The 18422-nt window shown below is 69.9% G+C and carries 17 protein-coding genes; 10 read left to right on the top strand and 7 right to left on the bottom strand.

Going from position 1 to position 18422, the window contains the following annotated elements:
- The first annotated feature begins 113 nt into the window (after positions 1–113).
- Genes ptsP through ACOMD9_RS11725 form a run of 3 tightly spaced genes read left to right on the top strand, consistent with a single transcriptional unit; the run spans position 114 to position 5724 of the window.
- Positions 114–2981, top strand: coding sequence for a phosphoenolpyruvate--protein phosphotransferase (gene ptsP / locus ACOMD9_RS11715; RefSeq protein WP_421415000.1), 2868 nt, complete (start codon positions 114–116; stop codon positions 2979–2981).
- Positions 2981–3961 carry a 1-phosphofructokinase gene (gene pfkB / locus ACOMD9_RS11720; protein WP_421415003.1) on the top strand — a complete coding sequence of 327 codons (981 nt, stop codon included), beginning with the start codon at positions 2981–2983 and terminating at the stop codon, positions 3959–3961. The genes ptsP and pfkB overlap by 1 nt, the downstream gene beginning before the upstream one ends.
- On the top strand, positions 3958–5724 hold the full coding sequence (locus ACOMD9_RS11725; protein WP_421415005.1) for a PTS fructose-like transporter subunit IIB: 1767 nt from the start codon (positions 3958–3960) through the stop codon (positions 5722–5724). The genes pfkB and ACOMD9_RS11725 overlap by 4 nt, the downstream gene beginning before the upstream one ends.
- A 6-nt stretch (positions 5725–5730) precedes the next feature.
- On the opposite strand, the gene ACOMD9_RS11730 is transcribed toward ACOMD9_RS11725, so the two are convergent.
- Positions 5731–6723: an AraC family transcriptional regulator gene (locus tag ACOMD9_RS11730; RefSeq protein ID WP_421415008.1), complete on the bottom strand. Its 993-nt coding sequence runs from the start codon at positions 6721–6723 to the stop codon at positions 5731–5733.
- Positions 6724–6917: 194 nt separating this feature from the next.
- Here ACOMD9_RS11730 and ACOMD9_RS11735 point away from each other — a divergent pair, with 194 nt between their 5' ends.
- On the top strand, positions 6918–7997 hold the full coding sequence (locus ACOMD9_RS11735) for a class I SAM-dependent methyltransferase (RefSeq protein WP_421415011.1): 1080 nt from the start codon (positions 6918–6920) through the stop codon (positions 7995–7997).
- 31 nt (positions 7998–8028) lie between these two features.
- Positions 8029–8655 (top strand): pyridoxamine 5'-phosphate oxidase family protein, encoded by a 627-nt coding sequence (locus tag ACOMD9_RS11740; RefSeq protein ID WP_421415013.1) that lies wholly within the window; start codon positions 8029–8031, stop codon positions 8653–8655.
- A 143-nt stretch (positions 8656–8798) separates the two neighbouring features.
- On the opposite strand, the gene ACOMD9_RS11745 is transcribed toward ACOMD9_RS11740, so the two are convergent.
- The 3 genes from ACOMD9_RS11745 to zwf form a co-directional block, all read right to left on the bottom strand.
- Positions 8799–9461, bottom strand: a complete 663-nt coding sequence (locus ACOMD9_RS11745; RefSeq protein ID WP_421415015.1) for a bifunctional 4-hydroxy-2-oxoglutarate aldolase/2-dehydro-3-deoxy-phosphogluconate aldolase — start codon at positions 9459–9461, stop codon at positions 8799–8801.
- 28 nt (positions 9462–9489) lie between these two features.
- Entirely contained in the window at positions 9490–10158 is a 669-nt protein-coding gene (pgl, locus tag ACOMD9_RS11750) for a 6-phosphogluconolactonase (protein ID WP_421415016.1), read from the bottom strand.
- Between the two features lie 93 nt (positions 10159–10251).
- On the bottom strand, positions 10252–11748 hold the full coding sequence (gene zwf / locus ACOMD9_RS11755) for a glucose-6-phosphate dehydrogenase (protein ID WP_421415018.1): 1497 nt from the start codon (positions 11746–11748) through the stop codon (positions 10252–10254).
- A 229-nt stretch (positions 11749–11977) separates the two neighbouring features.
- On the opposite strand from zwf, the gene ACOMD9_RS11760 reads away from it, so the two are divergent.
- From ACOMD9_RS11760 to ACOMD9_RS11775, 4 genes are all read left to right on the top strand, one after another.
- Positions 11978–12841, top strand: a complete 864-nt coding sequence (locus tag ACOMD9_RS11760) for a MurR/RpiR family transcriptional regulator (RefSeq protein WP_421415021.1) — start codon at positions 11978–11980, stop codon at positions 12839–12841.
- Between the two features lie 78 nt (positions 12842–12919).
- Complete coding sequence (locus ACOMD9_RS11765; protein ID WP_421415023.1) at positions 12920–13780, top strand: putative selenate ABC transporter substrate-binding protein; 861 nt, start codon at positions 12920–12922, stop codon at positions 13778–13780.
- Complete coding sequence (locus ACOMD9_RS11770; RefSeq protein WP_421415025.1) at positions 13780–14541, top strand: ATP-binding cassette domain-containing protein; 762 nt, start codon at positions 13780–13782, stop codon at positions 14539–14541. The genes ACOMD9_RS11765 and ACOMD9_RS11770 overlap by 1 nt, the downstream gene beginning before the upstream one ends.
- Complete coding sequence (locus ACOMD9_RS11775) at positions 14538–16055, top strand: ABC transporter permease (protein WP_421415027.1); 1518 nt, start codon at positions 14538–14540, stop codon at positions 16053–16055. Before ACOMD9_RS11770 ends, ACOMD9_RS11775 begins: the two co-directional genes overlap by 4 nt.
- Here the strand turns inward: ACOMD9_RS11775 and ACOMD9_RS11780 are convergent.
- Positions 16052–16408, bottom strand: a complete 357-nt coding sequence (locus ACOMD9_RS11780; RefSeq protein WP_421415030.1) for a RidA family protein — start codon at positions 16406–16408, stop codon at positions 16052–16054. The genes ACOMD9_RS11775 and ACOMD9_RS11780 overlap by 4 nt on opposite strands.
- 79 nt (positions 16409–16487) lie before the next feature.
- Positions 16488–16829 carry a TraR/DksA family transcriptional regulator gene (locus ACOMD9_RS11785; protein ID WP_421415033.1) on the bottom strand — a complete coding sequence of 114 codons (342 nt, stop codon included), beginning with the start codon at positions 16827–16829 and terminating at the stop codon, positions 16488–16490.
- A 103-nt stretch (positions 16830–16932) separates the two neighbouring features.
- On the opposite strand from ACOMD9_RS11785, the gene ACOMD9_RS11790 reads away from it, so the two are divergent.
- A complete protein-coding gene (locus tag ACOMD9_RS11790) occupies positions 16933–18126 on the top strand; it encodes an MFS transporter (protein WP_421415035.1) in 1194 nt (397 codons plus the stop codon).
- A 55-nt stretch (positions 18127–18181) separates the two neighbouring features.
- On the opposite strand, the gene ACOMD9_RS11795 is transcribed toward ACOMD9_RS11790, so the two are convergent.
- A partial coding sequence (locus tag ACOMD9_RS11795) for a universal stress protein (protein ID WP_421415038.1) occupies positions 18182–18422 on the bottom strand: 241 nt, incomplete at its 5' end.

Raw genomic sequence — 18422 nt, forward strand, 5'->3', positions numbered from 1 at the left:
TGAATCGATCCAGCATGAAAATCATCGCTGGTGACACGATTCAGCCACCGCAAACGACAGCCACTGCCGGCCACCACGGGATCCCGCCGCTTCCCGGCAAACAGGAGAATGCCATGCTGACCCTATGTCAGGAGGATATCCGGCTCGACTGCCAGGCCGATGACTGGCGCGGAGCCCTGGCTCAAGCCGCCGACTCGCTGCGCGAGGCCGGTCTGGTCACGCCCGGCTACCGCGACGGCCTCTTCGCCCGCGAGGCACAGTCTTCCACCTTCCTCGGCAATGCCATCGCCATCCCCCACGGTACCGCCGAGAGCCGCGAGCACGTGCACGCCACCGGCATCCGGGTACTGCAATTCCCCGCTGGGGTCGAGTGGCACGACGGCGAGCGCGTCCACCTGCTGGTGACCATCGCCGCCCAGAGCGACGAACATCTGGATATCCTGCGCCAGCTCACCCATGTGCTCGACGACGACCGCGTCGCCCAGCGTCTGGCCGCGGCGACCTCTGCCGCCGAGATCGCCAGCCTGCTCTCCAGGGCGGAGGTCGAGGCGCGCCTGGACGCCGACACCCTGTGCCTGGGCTTTCCCGCCCGCGACAGCCACGAGCTGGCCCTGGCGGCGGCGGCTCGCCTGCGCCAGCTCGACTGCGTGGGCAGCGATTTCGTCGCCGCGGTGGCCGAACGCACGCCGCTGGGGCTGGGCCAGGGCCTGTGGCTGGTCAACAGCGACCGCGACGTCTCGGTGCCGGCAATGGCGCTTGCCACTCCCGCGGCGCCGCTGACGGCAAATGGCGAGGCGGTTGCCGGGGTGTTCTGCCTGGCCGCCCAGGGCGCCGCCCACCAGGGCCTGCTGGAGCGCCTGCTGGCCCTGCTCGACAGCGGCCATGCCGGCGAGCTGGGCAACGCCGATGCCACGACCATCCTGGCGCGCCTCGCCGGTGAATCCGCCAGCGCCAGCACGCGCCTGGCGCGGGTGCTCAACGCCCACGGCCTGCACGCCCGCCCCGCCAAGCAACTGGTCCAGGTGGCCCGCGCGCAGGACGTGCCGATTCGCGTGCGCCTCGCCGAGGGCGGTGGCCAGGCGGTGCCGGCCACCAGCCTCACCAAGGTGATCAACCTCGGCGCGCGGCGCGGCCAGCAGCTCGCCTTCTCCGCCGAGGGCGAGGTCGCCGAGGCGGCAGTCGCCGCCGTGTGCGAGGCCGTCGAGGGCGGCCTCGGCGAGACGGTGCTGCCCTTCGACGAGAGCCGCGAGTACCTCGCCCCTCGCGAGGACGACACCCCGCGGCCCGAGCCGCTGCCCGCCGACACGCCGCACCCCGGCGTGGCCGCCTCGCCTGGGCTCGCCATCGCCCCGGCATTCGTGCTCACCACGCCGCGCTTCGACTATGCGGAGCGTGCCGACGACCCCAGCGGCGAAACGCACCGCCTGGAAGCCGCCATCCGCGAGGGCGCCGAACAGCTCGAGGCACTGGTCGGGCAGGCCCGCGGTGGCGAGGTGGCGCAGATACTCGCCATGCACGAAGCGATGCTGGAGGATCCCGAGCTCATCCAGGCAGCCCGCGAGAGCATCAACGAGGGCGCCTCGGCCGAGGCCGGCTGGTGGGAGGCCATCGAGACCGCCGCCCACGCCCAGGAGATGCTCGCCGACCGGCTGCTGGCCGAGCGCGCCGCCGACCTGCGCGACGTGGGCCGCCGGGTGCTGGGTATCCTGTGTGACGTCACGCTGCCCGACCCGCCGGACCATCCCTACGTGCTGGTCACCGACGACATCGGCCCTTCCGACGTGGCCCGCCTCGACACCCGCCGGGTGCGCGGCCTGCTCACTGCCCGCGGCGGCGCCACCGCCCACAGCGCGATTCTCGCCCGGGCGCTGGGGATTCCCGCCGTGGTGGGCGCCGGGGCCCGGGTGCTGACCCTGGACAATGGCACCGAGCTGATCCTCGACGGTGAACGCGGTCGCATCACGCCGGCCCCCTCCGCCGAGCGGCGCGCCGCAGCGGAACAGCGCCTGGTCGAGCGCGAGCGCCGTGAGGCCGAGGCCTGGGAAGCCCGCCACCAGGAGGCGCGCACCCGGGACGGCCATCGCGTCGAGGTGGCCGCCAACCTGGGCAACGCGGCGCACGCCCTGGACGCCGTGGAACGCGGGGCCGAGGGGGTCGGGCTGCTGCGCACCGAGTTCCTGTTCATGGCCCACGGCTCGCTGCCCGACCTCGACACCCAGATCGCCGAGTACCGCGAGGCCCTCGACGCCCTCGACGGCCGGCCGCTGGTGGCGCGCACCCTGGACGTGGGCGGCGACAAGCCGCTGCCCTACTGGCCGATGCCCCAGGAAGCCAACCCCTTCCTCGGCCTGCGCGGCATCCGCCTGACCCTGACCCGCCCCGAGGTACTCGAGACCCAGCTGCGCGCCCTGCTGCTGGCGGCTGTCGGCCGTCCACTTCGCATCATGCTGCCGATGGTCAAGGACGTCGCCGAGTTCCGCGCCGCCCGCGCCATCGTCGACCGCCTGCTCGCCGAGATCCCCGCCGAGGAGCGCGCCAGCGAGCTGCAGCTCGGGGTGATGATCGAGGTGCCCTCCTGCGCGCTGCTCGCCCCGACCCTCGCCGCCGAGGTGGACTTCTTCTCGGTGGGCACCAACGACCTCACCCAGTACACCCTGGCCATCGACCGCGACCACCCCGACCTCTCCGCCCAGGCCGACGGCCTGCACCCGGCGGTGCTGCGCCTGATCGAGATGACCGTGGCTGCCGCCCACGCCCACGGCAAGTGGGTCGGGGTGTGCGGCGAACTGGCCAGTGACGCCACCGCCGTGCCGGTACTGGTCGGGCTGGGTGTCGACGAGCTCTCGGTGAGCGCCCGCCAGGTACCTCTGGTCAAGGCGCGCCTCGCCGAGTTCGACCTCGACGAGGCGCGTGGCCAGGCCGCGCTGGCACTGTCCCAGGCCACCAGCGAGGCGGTCCGCGACGCCCTGGAGGTGCGCTGATGGCTCGCGTGCTCACCCTCACCCTCAACCCGGCGCTCGATCTGTCGATCGGCCTCGAGCGCCTGGAGCCCGGCACGGTCAACCGTACCCACGAGACGCACCTGACCGCTGCCGGCAAGGGGGTCAACGTGGCCCGTGTGCTGGTGGCGCTGGGACACGATGTCACGCTGTCGGGCTTCCTGGGCGCCGACAACGACGGCCCCTTCCTGCGCGCCTTCGAGGCGATGGGCGTGGAGGACGCCTTCCTGCGCGTGCCCGGCGAGACCCGCATCAACGCCAAGCTCGCCGAGGCCGACGGCCGGGTCACCGACATCAACGGACCGGGACTGGCCATCGACGAGACCGCCTGGCAGCGCCTGCTCGACGGCCTCGACACCCGTCTCGGCGACCCGCGACGCCGCCCCGACGCCGTGGTGATCGCCGGCAGCCTGCCGCCGGGCGTCACCCCGGACGACCTCGCCAACCTGGTCACCCGCCTGCGCGGCGCTGGCCTGCCGGTGTGGGTCGATACCAGCGGCGCGGCGCTCGGTGCCGCCATCGACGCGCGCCCCACGGCGGTCAAGCCCAACGAGCACGAGCTCGCCGCCTGGGTGGGCGCTCGCCTCGACACCGCCGCCTCGCGGCTGCAGGCGACCCTGCACCTCTATGCCGCCGGGATCGAGGAAGCCGTCCTCTCCGCCGGCCCCGACGGGGTCGTGTGGGTCAGCCGCCGCGGCGCCTGGCAGGCCGTACCGCCACGCCTGACCGTGGTGAGCACCGTGGGCGCCGGCGACACCCTGCTGGCCGCCCTGCTGCACGGCGTGCTTTCCGGACACACCCCGGAACAGACGCTGCGCCTGGCCACGGCGCTCTCCGCCGAGTCCGTCCGTCATGTCGGCGTGGGCGACGCCCACGCCGTCGACTTCCCGCAACTCCAACAACAGACCCGCGTGCGGCGTCTCAACGACGTCGATGCCAGCGCGGGGGGAGCCCTTGCATGAACGCCATCCTCGTCACCGCCTGCCCCAGCGGCATGGCCACCACCTTCCTCGCCGCCCGTCGTCTCGAACAGGCCGCCGGCCGCCTCGGCTGGCAGGTGGAGGTCGAGATGCACAGCGAGCTCGAGCCGCTGACCCCGGTCTCCGCCGAGGCGATCGCCGCCGCTGACCTGGTCGTCGTCGCCGCCGACCAGGTCCCCGCCGCGGCGCGCTTCGCCGGCAAGCGCCTCTTCCACGGCACCATCGACCAGGCCCTGCCCGACCCGCAGGCCTTCCTCGAGCGCGCCAGCCGCGAGGCGGCCGCGTACGCGCCCCCCAGCGAGGACGAGGCGCCGCTGGCCCAGCAAGTCACCGCCGGACAGGACGCCGGCCGCCGGGACGCCGGCCGCAAGATCGTCGCCGTGACCGCCTGCCCCACCGGGGTGGCGCATACCTTCATGGCCGCGGAGGCGCTGTCGGAGGCCGGCAAGGCCATGGGCCACGCGATCCGCGTCGAGACCCAGGGCTCGGTGGGGGCGCAGGACCGGCTCACTGATGCGGAGATCGCCGAGGCGGACCTGGTCATCCTGGCCTGCGACATCGAGGTCGACCCGACCCGCTTCGCCGGCAAGCGTGTCTACCACACCTCCACCGGCAACGCCCTGAAGAAACCCCGGCCGACCATCGAGGCGGCGCTCGCCGAAGCCACGGTGGAGGGCACGGCGACCGCCGGCGGCGAGGCCAGGACGAGCGTCAAGGAGAAGGGCGTCTACAAGCACCTGCTCACCGGGGTCTCCTTCATGCTGCCCATGGTGGTGGCCGGGGGCCTGCTGATCGCCCTCTCCTTCGTGTTCGGCATCGAGGCCTTCCAGGAGGAGGGCACGCTCGCCGCGGCGCTGATGCAGATCGGCGGCGGCACGGCCTTCGCGCTGATGATCCCGGTGCTCGCCGGCTACATCGCCTACTCCATCGCCGACCGCCCCGGCATCGCCCCGGGGATGATCGGCGGCATGCTGGCGTCCGAGATCGGCGCCGGCTTCATCGGCGGCATCCTCGCCGGCTTCCTGGCCGGCTATGTCGCCAAGGCGGTGGCGACCCACGTCCGGCTTCCCGCCAGCGTCGAGTCGCTCAAGCCGATCCTGATCATTCCGCTGGTGGTGAGCCTGGTCACGGGCCTGGTCATGATCTACGTGATCGGCGAGCCGGTGGCCGGCCTCCTGTCGGCGTTGACCGCCTTCCTCGAGTCCATGGGCTCGACCAACGCCGTGCTGCTCGGCATCCTGCTCGGCTCGATGATGTGCTTCGACCTGGGCGGGCCGGTCAACAAGGCCGCCTATACCTTCGGCGTGGGCCTGCTCGCCTCCGAGACCTACGGTCCCATGGCCGCCATCATGGCCGCCGGCATGGTACCCGCGATCGGCATGGGGGTCGCCAGCTTCGTCGCCAGGTCCAAGTTCTCGGAACCGGAGCGCGAGGCGGGCAAGGCCTCCTTCGTGCTGGGCTTCTGCTTCATCAGCGAAGGGGCGATTCCCTTCGCCGCCAAGGACCCGCTGCGGGTGATCCCGGCGTGCATGGTCGGCGGTGCCATCACCGGCGCCCTCTCCATGCTGGTCGGCGCCCAGCTGATGGCACCCCACGGCGGCATCTTCGTGCTGCTGATCCCCAATGCCATCACCCCGGTGCTGCTCTACCTGGCCGCCATCATCATCGGCTCGCTGGTCACCGGGCTCGGCTACGCGATGATCAAGCGTGACGCGGCGCCGGTGGCGGTCACCGCCAGGGCCTGAGCGTCCTTATTTCTCGTCCATCCCGGCCGCCCGACGCGACCGCCAGGCCCCGGGCGCGAGGCCGGTGCTGCGTTTGAAGGCGCGGCTGAAGGCCGCTTCGGATTCGTAGCCGACCTCGGAGGCGACCTGCGCGATGCTGGCACCGCCACGGGTCAACCTGCCCGCCGCCATCTGCATGCGCCAGTGGCAGAGATAGGTCATGGGTGCGACGCCGACGCGCTCGGTGAAGCGGCTTACCAGCACGGTTCGGGAGACGGCCGCTTCCCTGGCGAGGGTATCCAGCGTCCAGGCACGTTGCGGATTCTCGTGCAGCAGGCGGATGATGCGCCCGACGTGAGGATCGGCCAGCGCGGCCAACCAGCCGGTGGCCTCGTCGGGAAGCGACTCCATATGGCTGCGCACCACCTCGATGAAGAGCAGCTCACTGAGTCGCGCCAGCACACTGTCGACCCCGACGCGCCGCCTGCGGCTCTCCATCATGATTGCCTGAATCAGGCTGCTCAACCAGCCATCGCCGGCCGTATAGCCATCGGGAATGTGCACCATGCGCGGCAGCGCCTGGATCACGGGATTGAACGGCAACAGATCGCAGCCAAGGAACCCGCAGATGAGCCGCGTCTGCTCGGGGCCGCCACCGAATTGCTCGATGTAGAAAGGGGGCGACAGCTCCGCAGGTTGAGCGAAGAGGCCGACACTGGGCTCCGCCCGCATTTCCGGGCGGCTGGAGAGCGCGTGCGGGTCGCCCTGGGGAAACATGATCACGCTCCCGGGCGCCAGCCGCACCGGCTCCTCCCGAGAATCGATCAGCGTCGCCCAGGCGAAGCCGCTGGTTATCACGTGATACTCGATCAGGTGTTGCGCCTTCGGCATCACCAGTGGCAGCAGCGAGGCGGCGGCCGGCGCCTCGGCCACCCACGGCGACGACGCGGCGACATCGAAGAATACCGCCCCCGACAGGCTCACGGAACGCAGCACCTCGGACAGGATGTCCTCTCTCATGATGGCCCCCCGCACCGTTTCCCTCACGCGCCGAACGCGAGATCCGGACGATCGGGCATGATGCCCGGCCGTCCGATCATGTCCAGAAACGCCCCCGCCAGCCAAGCTTCGTCTCACGCTCGCCGCATTCGAGCGTTCACCCACTCGGCTGACGGCTGGAGCCCGCACCAGCCTCACATGACAGAGGAATCACTATGGACAGCGCAACCCTATCTGTACAGGTCAACGAAGAGCGCCTTGATGCCTTCTTCGGCAAGGTGATGGAAGACATCGGCGGTGCCTTCGCCGTCCTGCTCTCCTTCCTGGGCGATCAGACCGGCGTCTACCGCACCCTGCGCGACATCGGCCCCTGCAGCACGACGGAGCTCGCCCGACTGAGCAAGGTCGACGATCGCTATCTGCGGGAATGGCTCAGCGCCCAGGCGGCAGCTGGCTACGTGGTCTATCACCCGGAAGCCGATGCCTTCTCCCTCACCCCGGAACAGGCCATCGTGCTCGCGCAGGAAGGTCATCCCGCCTGCATGCAGGGTTTCTTCCAGTTGCTGGTCTCGCAATTCACCACCCATGACAAGGCAGTGGACACCCTGCGCTCCGGCTCCGGCCGGGCCTGGGGAGAACACCACGGCTGCTGCTTCTGCGGTACCGATCGCTTCTTTCGTCCGGGCTATGCCGTGCATCTCGTCGACACCTGGCTGCCGGCGCTCGAGGGCGTGACGGACAAACTCGCCGCGGGTGCCAAGGTCGCCGATGTGGGCTGTGGACACGGCTCGTCCACGATGTTGATGGCCCGGGCCTTTCCGAACGCCACCTTCCACGGCTATGACTTTCACGCCCCCTCGATCGACATTGCCAGGGAACAAGCCGCCGCGGCGGGCGTGGCCACGAACACCGGCTTCATCACCTCGACGGCCAAGGACATTGCCGATGGCGACTTCGATCTCATCTGCATGTTCGACGCCCTGCACGACATGGGCGACCCCGTCGGCGCGGCTCGGCGCCTGCGCGAGTGCCTGAAGCCCGATGGCACCCTGATGCTGGTCGAGCCCCTCGCCGGCGATCGCCTCGCCGACAACCTGCACCTGCTCGGGCAGATCTTCTACTCCGCCTCGACCCTCATCTGCACGCCGGCCTCGCGGGCCCAGGAGGTCGGGCTGGCACTGGGCGCGCAGGCGGGCGAGCGAAGGCTTGCCGAGATACTGAAGGAGGCGGGGTTCCGACAGGTGCGGCGGGCCACGCAAACGGAGGTGAACATGGTCCTGGAGGCGCGTCCATGAATGTCATGAGTGTACCGCGCAGGAGGCGGCCATGACCCGATTCAACGACTCTGTCGAAACCCGGGAGCAGCTGCGTGCCGTGCTGCCGGAGCCCAGTGAACTGGTGACCCGCAAGTGCCTGTCTGTCCTGGACAGGCACTGCGGCCGGTTCATCAGGCGCTCGCCCTTCATGCTGCTCGCCTCGGCCGATGCCCAGGGCAATGTCGACATCTCGCCCAAGGGCGACCCCGAGGGGTTCGTCAAGATACTCGATGCCCGGACCCTCGCCATTCCCGACCGGCCGGGGAATCACCGGGCCGATACGATGGAGAACATCCTGACGAATCCCAAGGTCGGCTTGATCTTCCTGATCCCCGGCAAGACCGAAACCCTGCGCGTCAGCGGCACGGCCACCATTACCCGGGAACAGGCGCTGCTCGACTCGATGGCGATCGCCGGAAGAAGCCCGAAGCTGGCGATCCTGGTCCGGGTGGAGGAGGCCTTCTTTCATTGTTCGAAGTGCATGATTCGCTCGAAGCTCTGGCAACCCGAGCACTGGCCGGACCTCGAGGGATTGCCGCGCCTGGCACAGACGATGGTCGACGCCGGCAATCTCGAACTCACGGAAAACGAGATGCACCGGATCGTGATCAACGACGAACGCGAGAGGCTCTATTGAACGGCGACGTCTCGAAATGCGGAGACACGACCGGGTGAGTTCGCCCACAACGAAGCGAAAAAACCCGGCCACGAAGGCCGGGGGAAAGGACAGCGACCGGCTGTCGAGAGAGCACGGGAAGCGTCGGGGCCGTGCGCGCGGCCTCAGTGGTGGAAACGGTCGGCCGCCTCGCGGGCCAGCGAGCGGATGGCATCCCAGTCCTCGGCCTCCACCAGCGACTTCGGCGTCAACCAGGACCCGCCCACGCACATCACGCTGTTCAGCGCCAGGTAGTCCTCGGCGTTGTCCAGGGTGATGCCGCCGGTGGGACAGAAGCGCGCCTCGGGGATCGGGCCGGCGAAGGCCTTCAGCGCCTTGACCCCGCCGCTGGCCTCGGCGGGGAAGAACTTGAAGCGCCGGTAGCCGTACTGCCAGCCGGTCATCAGCTCGGAGACGGTGGCCACACCGGGCAGCATCGGCACCGAGCTGGACACGCCATAGCGGTACAGCGCCTCGGTGGTACCCGGGGTGACCACGAAGTCGGCGCCCACCTGCTCGGCCTGGCGGTACTGGGCGGGTGTCAGCACGGTGCCCACGCCGACACTGGCCTGGGGCAGCGCCTCGCGTATGCGGCGGATCGCCTCCAGGGCGCAGTCGGTGCGCAGGGTCACCTCGAGCACCGTCAGGCCACCCTCGACCAGGGCAGAGGCGAGCGGTACGGCATCCTCGATCCGCTCGATGCTCAACACCGGAATCACCTCGGCCTTGAGGCAGATGCTGTCGAGTTCGGTTGTGCGGGTGGACGGCAGCTGTTTGTCGATAGTCATGGGATCGTTGCTCCAGAGAATTCGGGGCTCAGGGGGCCCAGTAGACCGCCAGTGGGCAGGCCAGGAAGGCGCGGATCGGCAGTTCGCGGGTATCGTCGCCGGACAGTGCCCGGGCGAGCACGGCGCGCTTGTCCTCGCCGGTGATGTGCAGCACATGCCGGCGCGCCTGATGCAGGCGGTCGGCGCTGAAAGTGATGCGCGGCTGCGGCTGGCTCGGCGTGCGTACCGCCACCAGCGGTTCCACGGTGGACAGCGCCAGGTCGAGCTCGCGGCTGTCGGGGAACAGCGAGGCGGTGTGGCCATCACCGCCCATCCCCAGGATCACCACGCTGGCCGGCCAGGCCAGGCCGTTGACCCGTTCGGCCACCGCGGCCACCCCCTGCTCGGGTGTCGGGTCGGAGGTGGTGAGCGGGACGAACCTCGCCTCGGCGGCGGGCCCCTGCAACAGGTGCTCGCGGACCAGACGGGCATTGCTGTCGTCGGACGTCTCGGGCACCCAGCGCTCGTCGGCCAGGGTCACGTCGATGCGCGGCCAGGGCAGCTCGCAGGCCGCCAGCGCGCGGAAGAAGGGTACCGGCGTGGAGCCGCCGGAAACCACCAGCAGGACTCGCTCCCGTGTCGCCAGGTCGTGGCGCAGGGCCGAGGCCACCGCCTCGGCGAGCTGGGTGGCGAGTCGTTCGCGGGAAGCGTCACTCATCTCGGTAGTCCTCGTGCCAGCTGCGGCCATCCCGGGTGATCATGGCGGTCTCGAGAGAGTCGCCACCGGTCCCCGGGTGCCGCTCGCTGCTCCTCAGTAGTCTTCATACCAGCTGCGGCCATCCTGGGTGATCATGGCGATGGAGGCCACCGGCCCCCAGGAACCGGCCGGATAGCGCCGCGGCGCCTCGTCACGATCCTCCCAGGCGGCGATCAGGCTGTCACACCAGCGCCAGGCGTGCTCGACCTCGTCGCGACGCACGAAGAGGTACTGCTGCCCCTTCATCACCTCGAGCAGCAGCCGCTCGTAGGCATCGGGGATCCGCGACTTGGGAAAGGCGCTGTTGAAGTCCAGGTGCAGCGGGCCCGGGCGCAGCCGCATGCCCTTGTCCAGGCCACTGTCCTTGGTCAGCACCTGCAGGGCAATGCCCTCCTCGGGCTGCAGGCGAATGATCAGCTTGTTGGCCGCCAGGCCGCGCTGGTCCGGGTCGAAGATATAGTGGGGCTGCTGGCGGAAATGGATGACGATCTGCGACAGCTTCTCCGGCATGCGCTTGCCGGTACGCAGGTAGAAGGGCACGCCGGCCCAGCGCCAGTTCTCGACACCGGTCTTCATGGCGACGAAGGACTCGGTATGACTCTCGGTGTTGGCACCCTCCTCCTCGAGGTAGCCCGGCACGCTCTTGCCGTCGATGGTGCCGGCCATGTACTGGCCGCGTACCACGTCGCGACCCAGCATGTCGTCGGTGAAGGGTCTGAGCGCCTTGAGCACCTTGACCTTCTCGTCGCGGATGGCGTCGGCATCGAGGTTGGCGGGCGGGTCCATGGCGATCAGGCAGACCAGCTGCAGCAGGTGATTCTGCACCATGTCGCGTAGCTGGCCGGCCTGGTCGAAGTAGCCCCAGCGGCCCTCGATACCGACCTGTTCGGCCACGGTGATCTCCACGTGGGAGATGTGGTTCTGGTTCCACTGGGTGCCGAACAGCGGGTTGGCGAAGCGCAGGGCGATCAGGTTCTGGACCGTCTCCTTGCCCAGGTAGTGATCGATGCGATAGACGCGCGACTCGGGGAAGACCGCTCCGATGGCGTCGTTGATCTCGTTGGAGGAGTCGAGATCGAAGCCGATGGGCTTCTCGACCACCACCCGGCTCGCCTCGTCGAGGCTGCCGCTGGCCTCGAGATGGAGGCAGATATCGCCATAGAGGCTTGCCCCCACCGCCAGATAGACCACCATCGGTCGCTCGAGACCGTCCTGGCGCCAGTCCCTGATCGCCGCATACCCGTCGACGCTGGTGAAGTCGAGCTGACGGTAGTCGAGCCTCGCCAGGAACCGCTTGATCGCCGTGCGATCGAGCTCCTCGGCCTTGACGTAAGTCTTGAGCGCCGCCTCGACCCTGGCCTTGAAGGCATCGATATCGAGCTCCTGGCGCGCCAGGCCGAGCAGGCGGGTGCGCTCGTCGAGCAGCCCCTCGCGGTCAAGCTGGTAGAGCGCCGGAAACAGCTTGCGCTGCGACAGGTCGCCGAGCGCGCCGAACAGCGCCAGGTCGATGTCCGCCCTGCTCCCCTGGCCGGACCGGGTGTGATGGCTCATGGCAGCCCCCATCTGGTTAAATTAACAAAAAAATAGCCCACACAAGGGTCAAAAGGCAACTTATTTCTGTAAACTTACCGAATAAATGCACTCACCAGCGCTGCCATTGGCCCCGAGAGGCCACGACGCGCTAGGATAGCCAGCATAATGTAGTTAAATGACTACATCACCCATCCGGCTGCAACCCTGGGGCGCCAGTGGCCCCGAGTCATGGAGACCTTGCCGCATCATGGCCAGTCACGACCTGCTCGATCGCATTCGCCTACGGCTCGAGGAACTCAACCGCTCCGAGCGCAAGGTCGCCGACGTCATCCTCGCCGACCCCGGCGCCGCCACCAGCATGAGCATCGCCACCCTGGCACAGGCCGCCTCGGTGAGCGAGCCCACGGTCAACCGGTTCTGCCGCAGCTTCCATGCCAAGGGATATCCGGACTTCAAGATCAAGCTGGCCCAGAGCCTGGCCGGCGGCACGCCCTACGTGAGCCGGGCGGTGGAACCCGGCGACGGTGCCGCCGACTACACCCAGAAGATCTTCGGGGCGACCATCGCCGCCCTGGACGAAGCACGCCGCCAGGCCGACCCGGTGCGCATCGAGCGGGTGGTGGACTACCTGATCCAGGCCAAGCAGATCCACTTCTTCGGCCTCGGCGCCTCGGGAGCGGTGGCCCAGGATGCCCAGCACAAGTTCTTCCGCTTCAACCTGCCGGTCACCTCCTACGTGGACGTGCTGATGCAGCGCATGGTGGCCGCCGCCTGCCACACCGGCGACGTGGTGGTGGTGATCTCCTGGACGGGACGCACCCGGGAACTGGTCGACATCGCGCGCCTGGCCCGCGAGAGTGGCGCCGTGGTGCTCGGCATCACCGCGCCGGGCTCGCCATTGGCGAGGGAGTGCACCGAGACCCTGGAGGTCACCACTCCCGAGGATACCGACCACTACATGCCGATGACCTCGCGCATGATCCAGCTGGCCCTGGTCGACGTGCTGGCCACCGGCGTCACCCTGCGCCGTGGCGAGGACTTCATCGCCCACCTGAAGAAGATCAAGGACAGCCTGCAGGAGACCCGCTACCCGGCCACCGAGCGGCACTGAGGGTTCTCGATCCCGGACTTGCCAGCGGGGCACTGAGCCACAACAATGGCGGCTTCCCTTCCTCCAAGGAGCCGCCCGATGCGCCGGACCGCCCTCTCCACCGCCGCCCTCGCCCTGTTGCTTGCCCAGGATGCGACCGCCGAGACCTTCCGCTTCACCGCCATCCCCGACGAGGACCAGGCACGCCTGGTGGAGCGTTTCAGCCAGGTCGCGGACTATCTCGAGGAGCGCCTCGGCGTGGAGGTGGAGTACGTGCCGGTGAAGTCCTACAGCGCGGCGGTCACCGCCTTCCGCAACGACCAGGTCCAGCTGGCCTGGTTCGGCGGCCTCTCCGGCGTTCAGGCGCGCCGGCTGGTGCCGGGCTCGGTGGCCCTGGCCCAGGGCAGCGAGGACGACGCCTTCATGAGCTACTTCATCGCCCACCACTCGACGGGGCTCGACATGGCCGAGGAGCTGCCCGCCGAGATCGAGGGCATGAGCCTGACCTTCGGCTCGCGCACCTCCACCTCCGGGCGCCTGATGCCCGAGCACTTCTTTCGCCAGCGCTTCGATGACGCCGACCCCGAGGGGTTCTTCTCCCGGGTGGGCTACTCCGGCGACCACTCCCGGACCATCGCCCTGGTGGAGGCCGGAACCTGGGACCTCGGCGCGGTCAACTACACCGTGTGGGAGGCCGCCGTGGCCGATGGCCGCGTCGATACCGACAAGGTGGAGGTGATCTGGGCGACGCCGCCCTACCCCGACTACAACTGGACCCTGCGCGGCGACGCCGACGAGCGCTTCGGCGAGGGCTTCACCGACCGGGTGCAGGCCGCCTTCCTGGAGATGGACGATCCCGAGCTGCTGGCGACCTTCCCCCGCGAGGCCTTCATCCCGGCCGACAACGCCCTCTACGCTCCCATCGAGGAAGTGGCCGAGGAACTCGGCCTGTTGCGCTGATGGCCGATGGCAAGCGCCAGCTCCTGGCCAGCTTCGACAGCGAGGACATCGGCCATGGCGACCGGGCGATCCTGCCCGGCCTGCGACTCCGCCTCCATCAGGGCGAGCGCGTCGCGCTGCTCGGCCCGAGCGGGGCGGGCAAGTCGACCCTGCTCGATGCGCTGCGCGAGCGGCTCGGCCGGCGCGCCGCCTGGTGCCCCCAGCACCACGGCCTGGTGCCGGCACTGGCCGTCTACCACAACGTCTACATGGGGCGGCTGCCCGAGCACTCGGCACTGGCCAACCTGTGGAACCTGGTGCGCCCCCTGCGGCAACCCTGGCGGGAGGTGGAGGCACTCTGCGAGAGGGTCGGGCTTGCGGGCCTGCTGCGCCGCCCGGTGGGCCGGCTCTCCGGCGGCCAGCGCCAGCGGGTGGCCATCGCTCGCGCCCTCTACCAGGGCCGCGAGCTGTTCCTCGGTGACGAGCCGGTGGCCAGCGTCGACCCCCACCAGGCGCTGCGCCTGCTGGCGCTGATCGATGAGCACCACGCCACCCAGGTCGTCGCCCTGCACCAGCGCGAGCTGGCGCTGACCCACTTCGATCGGGTCTGGGGCCTGCGCGACGGCCGCCTGGTGATCGACGCCCCGTCCCGTGATCTCACCCTGGCCGACCTCGACGCCCTCTATCCCGATGCCGACGCCCCGGCCGGCTCACCCTTCGCGGAGGCCGCACCTGCCATGCCGGGCCCGGAGGCCCTGCCCTGCGCACGGGGTCGCCCATGAGCGAGGCGGCGCACCCTCCGCGTCACGGCCGGCACTGGTGGCGCGGCGACAGCACCGGCCTGACGCTGGCCCGCCACACCCTGGCACTGGTCGCCCTGGCCGTGGTCCTGCTGCCCTTCGCCGATCTCGCCATCCATACCCGGGAGCCCTGGACGGAGCTCGGCCGCATGGCCCTGGGCATGGCGTGGCCCGCCTGGGGCTCGCTGGAGTCGCCGCTCACCGCCATCGGCCTCACCGTGGCGGTGGCGATCTGGGGCACCCTGGCCGGCGTGGTGCTGGGCTTCCCGCTGGCCCTGCTGTTTGCCCGCTCGCGCCTGGTGCGCGCCGGCTGCGCCTTCGTTCGTGCCATCCACGAGCTGTTCTGGGCGCTGCTCTTCCTGCAGGTGTTCGGCCTTTCGGCCCTCACTGCGCTGGCGGCCCTGGCGATCCCCTATGCGGGGATCTTCGCCAAGGTCTACGCGGAGATCCTCGAACAGACGCCCCGCGCGCCCCGCGACGCCCTGCCCCCCGGCAGCGGGCGCCTGTCGCGCTTCGTCTACGCCGAACTGCCGCTGGCCTGGGCGCAGCTGGTCGCCTATACCCGCTACCGCTTCGAGTGCGCCCTGCGCGCCAGCGTGCTGCTGGGCTTCGTCGGCCTGCCCACGCTGGGCTTCCACCTCGAGACCGCCTTCCGCGAGGGGCGCTACCACGAGGCCGGCGCCCTGCTGTGGCTCTTCTACCTGCTGATCGCCAGCCTGCCGTGGTGGGGCCACCGGCGGCTGGTCCCGGTGCTGCTGGTGGGCGGGGCCTGGCTGCTCGGCCCCTGGCCCAGCGTGGATGGCGCCCTGCTGTGGCGCTTCGTCTCCGAGGACATCTGGCCGCCGCCACTGCTCGCCGGGGACTGGGCGGGGCTGGGCGACTGGCTGGCCAGGATTCCCGACCTGGGGCCGGCCATCGGCAACACCCTGCTGCTGGGGCTGCTCGGCAGCGTCGGGGCGCTGCTGGTGGCCATGGCGCTGTGGCCACTGGCCTGCCGGCACTTCGGCAACCGCGGCACCCAGCTGGCCGGACACGGCCTTCTGGTGGTACTGCGCTCGACGCCTGAGCTGATGCTGGCGTTCCTCTTCCTGCTGCTGCTGGGCCCCTCGCTGCTGCCGGCCTGGCTGGCGCTGGCCCTGCACAACGGCGCGCTGATCGCCTTCCTGGTGGCGCGCCACGCCGATGCCCTCACCCCCGGCATGCCCGGGCTGCCGGCCGCGGGCCGCTACGCCTACGAACTGCTGCCACGGCTCTATCCGGGGATGCTGGCGCTGCTCTACTACCGCGCCGAGGTGATCCTGCGCGAGACGGCGATCCTGGGAATGCTGGGGGTCGCCACCCTGGGCTTCTACATCGAGGAGGGGTTCGACTACCTGCTGTTCGACGTGGCCTTCTTCCTGCTGCTGGTCACCGCGGCGCTGAACATCGCCGTGGACGCCCTCTCGCGGCGGCTGCGGCCGCGAGAGGCGCCCATCGAGGATCCCTGCTCCCGTTAAGGCACCTGGGCGGTGACGGTGACCTCGACCTTGAGCTCGTCGGCGGGCATGGGGGCGCAGACGCAGGTACGTGCCGGGGCGTGTCCGGTGGGCACCCAGGCGTCCCAGACCGCGTTCATGGCGGCGAAGTCATGGGCATCCTTGAGGTAGAGGGTCGCCGTCAGCAAGTGCTCGCGGTCAGAGCCGACCTCGGCGAGCAGGGCATCCACCCGCGCCAGCATGCTCTCGGTCTGCTCGGTGATGTCGCCGTGGCGTGCCTCGGGACCGGCCACCTGGCCGCAGAGGTAGGCCAGGCCGTTGTGGATCACGGCGCGGCTCATGCGCGCCTTGGTGTCGTGCCGAACGATTGTCATGTCTGTAACTCCTGATTGAACGCATGCATGCAGTGAAAACGGCTGGCCTCTTGCGCCAGCGGCAGTTGATTCTATCCAATCATTCGGCGCAGTCGATGCACTTGAGCACCAGGGGGTCCCACGCGAGACGCTTCCTGGCGATCCACTCACCGCACTCGATGCATTCGCCGTAGACTTCCTGCTCGATGCGCGCCAGGGCCGCCGTGATGCGCCGCAAGGCCAGCTGGCGCCGCTCCTCCTCGGCCTTGGCCATGGCCTGTCCCTGGAGGGCATCCATGCGCGACAGCCGCCCCACCGAGGTCTGGTCGAGCATCACGGTATCACGGCTCTCGCGGCTCGACTCGCTCTCCTCGAGCAGTTCGGCACGCATCGTCGCGAGCCGCTCACGCACGCTGTCCATGTCCAGTTCCGGATGGTTCATCACCTGCCCTCCCCTGCGTCGCGCCGGGCCCGGTCGCCAAGCTGTTAAGATGGGCCCTGGTGCCATTCACCATCTCATCATGCCAGCGCCAGAGGAGGGCGTCATGGGTTACCGCCTGCTGCTGCAGGATCATCGCGGCCTGATCGGCATCGCCTTCCTGGCCATGTTCAGCTCGAGCCTCGGCCAGAGCTTCTTCATCGGCCTGTTCCAGGCACCGATCAGCGACCGGCTGGGGCTCACCGCCGGACAGTTCGGTACCGCCTATGCCGCGGTGACCCTGGTCGCCGGCTTCGCCGTGCTGCGCCTCGGCCCGTCGATCGACTGGGTCGCGCCGCGGCGCTTTGCGCTGATCGTGCTGAGCGTGCTGACCATCGGCGTGCTGCTGCTCACGCTCTCGCCCTGGTGGGGACTGGGGCTGCTCGGCCTGGGAGTGGTGCGCCTGTGCGGCCAGGGCATGATGAGCCACCTGGGCAACACCCTCGCCGGACGCGAGTTCTCGGCGATGCGCGGTCGCGCCCTGGGCCTGGTAAGCATGGGGATCATGCTCGGCGAGACCGCGCTGCCGCCGCTGATGGCGGCGCTGCTGGTGTGGCTGGGCTGGCGGGAGCTGTGGTGGCTGTTCGGCCTCACCCTCTTGGCGCTGTGGGCCTATGCCCTGTGGCGCGGCCCTTGGCCACCGGCGCCGGGCAAACGCCCGCAGCGCGGCCAGCGCCGCGACGGCCCGCGCCCCTTTCGCGAGCGGCGTTTCTGGGCCCTGTTGCCGCTGCTGATGACGCTGCCCATCACCATGACGGGGCTCTTCATCTACCAGGCGCGCATGACCGAAGACCTCGGCAGCACGCTCGGCGTCTACGCCCTGGCACTCTCGGGCATGGGGCTGGCCAAGCTGCCCGGCGCCCTGGTCGGCGGGCGCTGGGTGGACCGCCTGGGCCCGGTGCGCCTGGCACGGCTCTACCTGCTGCCCTTTGCGCTGGCCCTGCTGGTGGCCATCGCGGTCGGCGGCCATCTCGGGGTCTGGGCGCTGATGGTGGGTGGCGGGCTCGCCATGGGCTCCCAGGAACCCATCGCCACCAGCCTGCTGGTGCGCATCTGGGGCGCCGAGCACCTCGGTACCGTACGCGCCACCCTCAGCGCCTGCATGGTCTTTTCCACCGGCATCGCCCCGGCGGTACTGGGGCTGGCCCTGGACCTGGGTGCCGACTTCACCCTGATACTGGTCGGCATGCTGGCGTTCCTGATCGCCGGCTGGCTGCTGGCCCAGCGGGTGCTGGCGAGCCCGGGACCGGAGGGCCCCTGACACGACACCGCCGACCCTCGGGCCGGCGGTGTCGTGTCATGGCAGGCAAGCAGGGCTAGCGAAGCAGCAGTACCGGCACCTTGGCACGGCGCAGCATGGCGGTGGTGGTGCTGCCCACCAGCAGGTGGCGGATGCGCGAGTGGCCATAGGCCCCCATCACCAGCAGGTCGATGCCCTGCTCCTCCTGGTAGGCACGCAGGGTCGCCTCCACCTCGCCGGCGCGGATCGCGCCCTCGGCCTTGTGGCCGGCGTCACGCAGCGTGGCCAGGGCCCAGTCGAGCTGGGAGCGGTGGTCG

Origin of the sequence: Halomonas terrestris, assembly GCF_049166755.1 — a bacterium.
Lineage (GTDB): Bacteria > Pseudomonadota > Gammaproteobacteria > Pseudomonadales > Halomonadaceae > Halomonas.

Bases quoted from the DNA above. Each gene is read 5' to 3' on its own strand.
- ptsP (WP_421415000.1), top strand. From the start codon at position 114: ATGCTGACCCTATGTCAGGAGGATATCCGGCTCGACTGCCAGGCCGAT.
- pfkB (WP_421415003.1), top strand. From the start codon at position 2,981: ATGGCTCGCGTGCTCACCCTCACCCTCAACCCGGCGCTCGATCTGTCG.
- ACOMD9_RS11725 (WP_421415005.1), top strand. From the start codon at position 3,958: ATGAACGCCATCCTCGTCACCGCCTGCCCCAGCGGCATGGCCACCACC.
- ACOMD9_RS11730 (WP_421415008.1), bottom strand. From the start codon at position 6,723: ATGAGAGAGGACATCCTGTCCGAGGTGCTGCGTTCCGTGAGCCTGTCG.
- ACOMD9_RS11735 (WP_421415011.1), top strand. From the start codon at position 6,918: ATGGACAGCGCAACCCTATCTGTACAGGTCAACGAAGAGCGCCTTGAT.
- ACOMD9_RS11740 (WP_421415013.1), top strand. From the start codon at position 8,029: ATGACCCGATTCAACGACTCTGTCGAAACCCGGGAGCAGCTGCGTGCC.
- ACOMD9_RS11745 (WP_421415015.1), bottom strand. From the start codon at position 9,461: ATGACTATCGACAAACAGCTGCCGTCCACCCGCACAACCGAACTCGAC.
- pgl (WP_421415016.1), bottom strand. From the start codon at position 10,158: ATGAGTGACGCTTCCCGCGAACGACTCGCCACCCAGCTCGCCGAGGCG.
- zwf (WP_421415018.1), bottom strand. From the start codon at position 11,748: ATGAGCCATCACACCCGGTCCGGCCAGGGGAGCAGGGCGGACATCGAC.
- ACOMD9_RS11760 (WP_421415021.1), top strand. From the start codon at position 11,978: ATGGCCAGTCACGACCTGCTCGATCGCATTCGCCTACGGCTCGAGGAA.
- ACOMD9_RS11765 (WP_421415023.1), top strand. From the start codon at position 12,920: ATGCGCCGGACCGCCCTCTCCACCGCCGCCCTCGCCCTGTTGCTTGCC.
- ACOMD9_RS11770 (WP_421415025.1), top strand. From the start codon at position 13,780: ATGGCCGATGGCAAGCGCCAGCTCCTGGCCAGCTTCGACAGCGAGGAC.
- ACOMD9_RS11775 (WP_421415027.1), top strand. From the start codon at position 14,538: ATGAGCGAGGCGGCGCACCCTCCGCGTCACGGCCGGCACTGGTGGCGC.
- ACOMD9_RS11780 (WP_421415030.1), bottom strand. From the start codon at position 16,408: ATGACAATCGTTCGGCACGACACCAAGGCGCGCATGAGCCGCGCCGTG.
- ACOMD9_RS11785 (WP_421415033.1), bottom strand. From the start codon at position 16,829: ATGAACCATCCGGAACTGGACATGGACAGCGTGCGTGAGCGGCTCGCG.
- ACOMD9_RS11790 (WP_421415035.1), top strand. From the start codon at position 16,933: ATGGGTTACCGCCTGCTGCTGCAGGATCATCGCGGCCTGATCGGCATC.